A 6,051-nucleotide genomic window follows, 5' to 3' on the forward strand; every position below is an offset into this window, starting at 1 on the left:
CCCCTGCCCCCGACGCCCCGTGCCCGGCCCGGTACCCCGCAAGGTTCCAGGTGTAGACCGGCACATGCGCAGGAACCTGCTCGGTCGGGTCGCCGTAGTGGCTGTACGTGGCCTGCTCGTCCGTGACGATCAGCACACGGTCATGCCGCTTGTAGTGCTTGCGCACCGCCTCGGTCGTATCAGTCCCACCGAGATCACCGAAACGCTCCAGCACCTTCAACACCGACTCACCCCGACGGAACTTCACCCGCGCGCTGCTCGTCCCGAACTCGACAAGATCGGCGTCCGCGGCCCGCAGCGCGAGCGCCGTACCGAAGATCGCCGCCGCGTCGGCCCGGTTGAGCTCCGAGCGGTCGGACAGCCGCGAGTAGAACATCGACCCGGACCGGTCGACGAGCACGAGCGTCCTGCCACCCAGCGCCGGCACATTGGCGAGCGAGTGCCCGAGCGCCTGCTCCAGCGGGTACGCCCAGCGCAGCGAAGGCGCGTGCTGGTAGGCGGCGAGGTACCGAAACGGGAACTGCCGAGAACGCGCAACCTCCGCAGGGTCACTGATCTTCGCGGCGACCTGGGCAGCAACCTCGTCCGAAACCCCGGCCTCGTCGAAGTTACGCAGGTTCCGCACCAGCGCCATCGCACCCATGGACGGAATCACGGCCTCCCAGGCCGCCTTGTCCATCGGACCCTGCAGCCACCCGGCGAGCGCCTCCCAGGTGATGCCCGCGTCGGCGAGACGCTGCGCGCCGTGCGCACCGGTCACCACCTTGCGCCGCTTGGCGGGCCGCAGTGCCATCAGGTCACGGTGGGCCGCCAGGACGGGCAGCGACTTGGGCACGACCGCGGTGTCCGGATTGTGCCGCCGGTCGAGCGCGTACTGGAACAGCTCGCCCTGCCACGGCTTGTCCGGGTCCGGTGCCGCGTGCACGAGGTTGAGGATGTCGCCGAAGCGGTAGCCCTTGGACGCCGTGTCGTACTTCAGCAGCGACTTGCCGCTGTAGAGCCGGCGTACGGCGTCGGCGATGCCGCGCTTCACGGGCTTGGGGATGTTGCGGCCGTACAGCGCGGTCCAGTACGCGAGCAGCTCGCCGGGCTCGTCCGGGCGCCGCAGCACGGAGGCGACGACCTGCCGGTTCGCCGGTCCGTCCGTGGCGCCCGCGTCGAGGCGCGCCTTGACGTACTCGGCGGCGCCGACGATGGACGCGGTCCGCATGTTGCCCTCGCCGCGCAGCCAGGCCAGCATGCTCGCCGTCCACGACGGGTCGCTGACGGCCAGCTCACGGACGAGCGCGGCGAACCGGTCGTCCCGGGCGTCGCCGGTCTCGTAGAAGGTGTTCTGCGAGACGAGGTTGGCGATCGCCAGCAGGAAGAGCTCGGAGCGCGCGTCGCGCTCACGGCCGCGACCGCCCTCGTACGTGCGCAGTACGCGCCCGGTCGAGGTGACCCGCGAAGTGCCCTGGGCCTTGGCCGCCTTGGTGTTGAATCGCGCCATGATGAATTCCCCCGAATTCAGTGGTGTTTCGGAGGGAGGTACAGCAAATGGAGCGTGCCCGAGATCGAAGTCGGCTGCGGTCGCTTATAACTTGGCGCGTCTTTCCAGTTCCGCCACATCGCCCGAGGCGATGACGGGGTTCGAACCCGCACGGTTTCCCACCAAGTCCCGAAGTATCCGCTGCCTTCGCACCGGGCACACACCATTTGCTGCGCCTCCCGAGATCAAGTCGGCGGCGGCCTGGATTCTTTGGAAGAGAAGTAGCCGCCGCCATCGCACCGGGAGGTGCATGAAGTTGTGGTGTCCAGAGTTCAAGGCCGGCGGAACCGACGTAGGTGCTCTAACCCCTGAGCTACACCGGCGCGTTGTACCGGTGACGGGACTCGAACCCGTGGCCGCCCCATTATCAGTGGAAGTAGGTCCTGCCTTCGCACCTGGACGTTCATCACTCTAGGACGCACACCGAGGGCCGGGCGAACGATTATTCCCGAAGGTGCACCGGCCACAGGCGCCCCAGGCACCACAGCCGCCATAGGAACTCCCTATACCACCTGCTGACTTTACGTCTTTGCCCCTCGTTCTTCCCCGAACGTACGGTGAACCAACTCGCCGAGATACGCACGACGACGTATCCGCACAACTGAAAGAGCAGGCGGCATGACGACGACCGAGCCCGAATCAGGAACGCAAGAACTCAAGGGAAAGCGGGCCCTGGTAACAGGTGGCTCTCGCGGAATAGGGGCGGCCATCGTGCGCCAACTCCTGGACGCGGGCGCCGAGGTGCTCACGACCGCCAGGTCGGCGACGAGCACGGTGCCGGAGGGGGCCGCCTTCGTCGCGGCCGACGTACGGACACGGGCCGGCGCGGAGGCGCTCGCCGCAGCGGCGCAGGAGGTGCTCGGCGGGGTGGACGTCCTGGTCCACAACGCGGGTGGGGCGCAACCGTACGCGAGCACTTCCGCCATCCCCGACGAGGAGTGGCAGGACCAACTGGACCTGAACTACCTGGCCTCGGTACGGCTGGACTCGCTGCTGGTACCGGGGATGCGGGACCGGCGTTCGGGGGTGATCGTGCACGTCTCCTCGGCCGCGGTCCCCGCCACGCCGCCCCCGTTCCTGCACTACACGGCGGCGAAGGCGGCGCTGGAGAACTACAGCCGGGGCCTGGCCCTGGAGCTGGCTCCGTCCGGGATCCGGGTCAACACCGTGACTCCCGGCAGGACGGCCACCCCCGGCGGCGAACTGACGCGGGAGCAGTGGGCGCGCCTGGACCCCACGCAGGGCCAGAACACCACCACCGTGCCGCTGGGGCGCGAGGGTCAGCCCGACGACATCGCCGACGCGGTGCTGTTCCTCGCGTCCGACCGGGCGAGTTGGATGACGGGGAGCAATCTCGTAGTGGACGGCGGCGAATTCCACAGGGGCTGAAGCCAACGGAATCTCTGCTCGGCCGTCACGAGAAGGAAGCAGACTGGGACCGAGTCGAGTCGGACCAGGCCGACTCGGACCGGATCGACTCGGACCAGGTCGACTCGGACCAGGTCTCCTTACGCAGGAGTTCGAGCAGGGCCGTCTCCGCCGGGCCCGAGCCGTGCCGGAGCACGGCGATGACGGGCTGGGACACGACCGGGAACACCGGACGCGCGAGGTGCTCGTAGCCGTGGGGCACCGCGGAGGCCGGGACGAGCGTCACCCCCAGCCCATGGGCGGCCCAGCGCACCGCCGTCGCCGTCTGGGACACGCGGGCGACCGGGGTAGGGGTCAGATCGTTGTCCCGCAGCACGTTCAGCAGTACGCCGTCGAGCGCGCTGTCCCGGTCGAACCTCACCCACGGCTCCCCCTCCAGCTCGCGCAGCTCGACCCGGTCCGCGGCGAGCAGCCGGTGCCCGGCGCCCAGCACCACGACGAAGTTCTCGTCGCCGAGGTGGTGGGCGTCGGAGGGGCTCCGCTCGCACGCCGCCATGAGGGCGAGGTTCACCGCGCCCCGGCGGCACAGCCGCTCCAGCTCGGCGGAGCTCGGCTCCTCGAAGACGGTGACCTCAAGCCGCGGGAAGCGGCGACGCAGCGTGCCCAGGGCGCCCGGCAGCTGCCGGGTGCCGAATCCCATCTGCGCCGCGACCACCATCTCGCCCACCAGCTCGTCGGCACCGGCCCGCGCCGTCGCCCTGGCCCGCCGCGACGCGCTGACCGCGACCTCCGCCTCCCGCAGGAACGCGCGGCCGACCACCGTGGGCACCAGTCCGGTCGGCGTACGGGCGAACAGCTGCACGCCGAGTTCCCGCTCCAGGCCGCGGATCTGCTGGGACACCGACGGCTGAGCGACGTGCAGCAGCTCCGCCGCCGCCGTCACCGAGCCCTCCTCGGCAACGGCCAGGGCGTACTCGTACTGGCGAAGGCTCATCGGCTCCCGTCCCCTCCCACGCTTCCCAGGTTGTAATTGGTGTTACAACACGGGAGGCGACGGCTTTACTCCACCCTCCAAGGGCCTCCGTACGAAGCGGAGCTCAGCCGCGCTTCTGACGCCGCCAGGGACCGGTGATCGCCAGCATGATGCCCGGCTCCTGGATGTTGGCGTACAGCGTCCTTCCGTCGGGCGAGAAGGTGACGCCGGTGAACTCGCTGAACTCCGGCTCCTCCCCGGAGCCGATGTTGAGGTCGTTGCGGGCGATGGGGTACGTACGGCCGCTGTCGGTCGCGCCGAAGAGGTGCGAGACGCCCTCGCCGTCCTCGGCGATGACGAGTCCGCCGTACGGGGAGACGGTGATGTTGTCAGGACCGTCGAAGGCGCCGTCCACCGACGGGTCGGGGTTGACCCCGAGGAGGACCTTCAGGGTCAGCGTGCGGCGCTTGGGGTCGTAGAACCAGACCTGGCCGTCGTGCTGGACGGGGCTCTCCTCACGGGCGTACGAGGAGACGATGTACGCGCCGCCGTCGCCCCACCACATGCCTTCGAGCTTGCGGGCGCGGGTGATCTCGCCGGCGCCGAACTGCTTGCGCACGTCGACGGTCTTCGCGTCGCGGTCGGGGACGTCCACCCAGTCGACGCCGTACACCGTGCCGATCTTCGTGGCGCGGGAGAGGTCGTCGATGAAGTGGCCGCCGGAGTTGTAGCACTTGGGGGCCTGGAGGACGCCCGCGTCGTCGGCGAGCGTACGGAACCTGCCGGGGCCGTAGTGGAAGCCCTTCGGCGGGGTCCAGCGGTAGAAGAGGCCGTTGGGGCCGGACGCGTCCTCGGTGAGGTAGGCGTGGCCGCGCTTGGGGTCGATGACGACGGCCTCGTGGTCGTACCGGCCGAAGAACTTCAGGGGCTTGGGGTTGCGGTTGGCGCGCCGGTCGCTGGGGTCGACCTCGAAGACGTAGCCGTGGTCCTTGGTCATGCCGTTGACGCCGGCGCGGTCGGAGTTCTCCTCGCAGGTGAGCCAGGTGCCCCAGGGGGTGCTGCCGCCCGCGCAGTTGGTGGAGGTGCCCGCGATGCCGACCCACTCGGCGACCGCGCCGCCCGGGCGCACCTCGACGACCGTGCAGCCGCCGGACGCGGCCGGGTCGTAGACGAGACCCTCGGTGAGCGGGACGGGGTACTTCCAGTTGGCGCGCGGGCCCTTCAGCTCGTGGTTGTTGACCAGGAGGGTCGTGCCGCGCGGGCCGTCGAAGGTGGCCGTGCCGTCGTGGTTGGAGGGGGTGAACTCGCCCGACTCCAGCTTGGTCCTCCCGCTGTACGTGATGACGCGGTACCGGAACCCGGCGGGCAGCGCGAGGACGCCCTTGGGGTCGGGCAGCAGCGGGCCGTAGCCGACGGCTCCGCCGTGCCCTCCGCCGTGCCGGTCGGCGTCGTCGGCATCGCCCGTGGTCTCGGTGTCCGTGGACGCGAGGGCGCCGGGCGCGGTGGCGAGTGTGCCGACGCTGCCGATCAGTGCGACACCGGCGCCGGTGATCGCGGATCGTCTGGCGAAGTCCCTGCGGGTGAGCGACATGCTGTCTCCTGTGACGGTGGAGTGTGACCGTGGCGAGGGGGTGGCGAGGGTGGTGACGCGTGGAGGGTGGCGGACCCGACTGTCGGCCACACGGTCCCGCCCGTGACTGAACGCCGGTTGAACGCGGGCCGACTTCCCAGGGCTCGCTTGCGTGAATCCGGGCGGATCCGGCCTCTTCCGCCCGTCCGGAGCAATGCCGCCCCGTACGGCCCATCAGTCCTCGCATGCGAACTGTTGGTCGGAATAATCTCCATACCAAGGACCCGTACGACCCATGGGAGGCGAGCCGAAGTGGACGCGCGTCAGGCAAGCCACCGCCATGAGGAACGGCTGATGGCGCTGGCCAATGTGACCGGTGTCGGGAGTGGGCGCGACGAGGAGTCCGGCGAGGACGTCATCGTCGTCTTCGTCACCCGCAAGGTCCCCCGCGACCGGCTCCGCCCCGAGGACGTGGTCCCGGACGAACTCGACGGCGTCCCGGTCCGGGTCCTGGCGATGGGCGAGGACGAGCCCTGAGGACCTGCATTTCTTTCGCCCCCGCCGCCCCTACCCATTCCCGTCACTTACTTGGGGGCCAGCCCCCGAACCCCC

At 69.9% G+C, this 6,051-nt stretch carries 5 protein-coding genes and 1 tRNA gene; 2 read left to right on the forward strand and 4 right to left on the reverse strand.

Translation table 11 applies throughout. The annotated features are described in order from the left end of the window. Both AOK17_RS44620 and AOK17_RS51105 read right to left on the reverse strand, forming a co-directional pair. Positions 1 to 1,489 (reverse strand): TROVE domain-containing protein (locus tag AOK17_RS44620; RefSeq protein ID WP_055618373.1); only part of this gene is annotated, 1,489 nt, incomplete at its 3' end. A 368-nt stretch (positions 1,490 to 1,857) separates the two neighbouring features. Beyond that, positions 1,858 to 1,956 (reverse strand) — tRNA-Ile (locus tag AOK17_RS51105). A gap of 190 nt (positions 1,957 to 2,146) precedes the next feature. Between AOK17_RS51105 and AOK17_RS44625 the strand changes: the two genes are divergently transcribed. Beyond that, the gene (locus AOK17_RS44625) at positions 2,147 to 2,917 is read left to right on the forward strand and encodes an SDR family oxidoreductase (RefSeq protein WP_055618374.1); all 771 of its coding nucleotides are present in this window, start codon (positions 2,147 to 2,149) and stop codon (positions 2,915 to 2,917) included. Positions 2,918 to 2,942: 25 nt separating this feature from the next. On the opposite strand, the gene AOK17_RS44630 is transcribed toward AOK17_RS44625, so the two are convergent. Together AOK17_RS44630 and AOK17_RS44635 are read right to left on the reverse strand one after the other, a co-directional pair. Continuing rightward, complete coding sequence (locus tag AOK17_RS44630; RefSeq protein ID WP_055618375.1) at positions 2,943 to 3,890, reverse strand: LysR family transcriptional regulator; 948 nt, start codon at positions 3,888 to 3,890, stop codon at positions 2,943 to 2,945. Positions 3,891 to 3,993: 103 nt separating this feature from the next. Beyond that, on the reverse strand, positions 3,994 to 5,460 hold the full coding sequence (locus AOK17_RS44635) for an alkaline phosphatase PhoX (protein ID WP_055618376.1): 1,467 nt from the start codon (positions 5,458 to 5,460) through the stop codon (positions 3,994 to 3,996). 333 nt (positions 5,461 to 5,793) lie between these two features. Between AOK17_RS44635 and AOK17_RS44640 the strand changes: the two genes are divergently transcribed. After that, positions 5,794 to 5,976, forward strand: a complete 183-nt coding sequence (locus AOK17_RS44640; RefSeq protein ID WP_055618377.1) for a hypothetical protein — start codon at positions 5,794 to 5,796, stop codon at positions 5,974 to 5,976. Positions 5,977 to 6,051 lie beyond the last annotated feature (75 nt).

The sequence above is a fragment of the Streptomyces phaeochromogenes genome, from assembly GCF_001418655.1.
Taxonomy (GTDB): Bacteria; Actinomycetota; Actinomycetes; order Streptomycetales; family Streptomycetaceae; genus Streptomyces; species Streptomyces phaeochromogenes.

What these genes read in the sequence shown, in the direction of transcription:
- AOK17_RS44625 (WP_055618374.1), top strand. Translation starts at nt 2,147, where the DNA reads ATGACGACGACCGAGCCCGAATCAGGAACGCAAGAACTCAAGGGAAAG.
- AOK17_RS44630 (WP_055618375.1), bottom strand. Translation starts at nt 3,890, where the DNA reads ATGAGCCTTCGCCAGTACGAGTACGCCCTGGCCGTTGCCGAGGAGGGC.
- AOK17_RS44635 (WP_055618376.1), bottom strand. Translation starts at nt 5,460, where the DNA reads ATGTCGCTCACCCGCAGGGACTTCGCCAGACGATCCGCGATCACCGGC.
- AOK17_RS44640 (WP_055618377.1), top strand. Translation starts at nt 5,794, where the DNA reads ATGGCGCTGGCCAATGTGACCGGTGTCGGGAGTGGGCGCGACGAGGAG.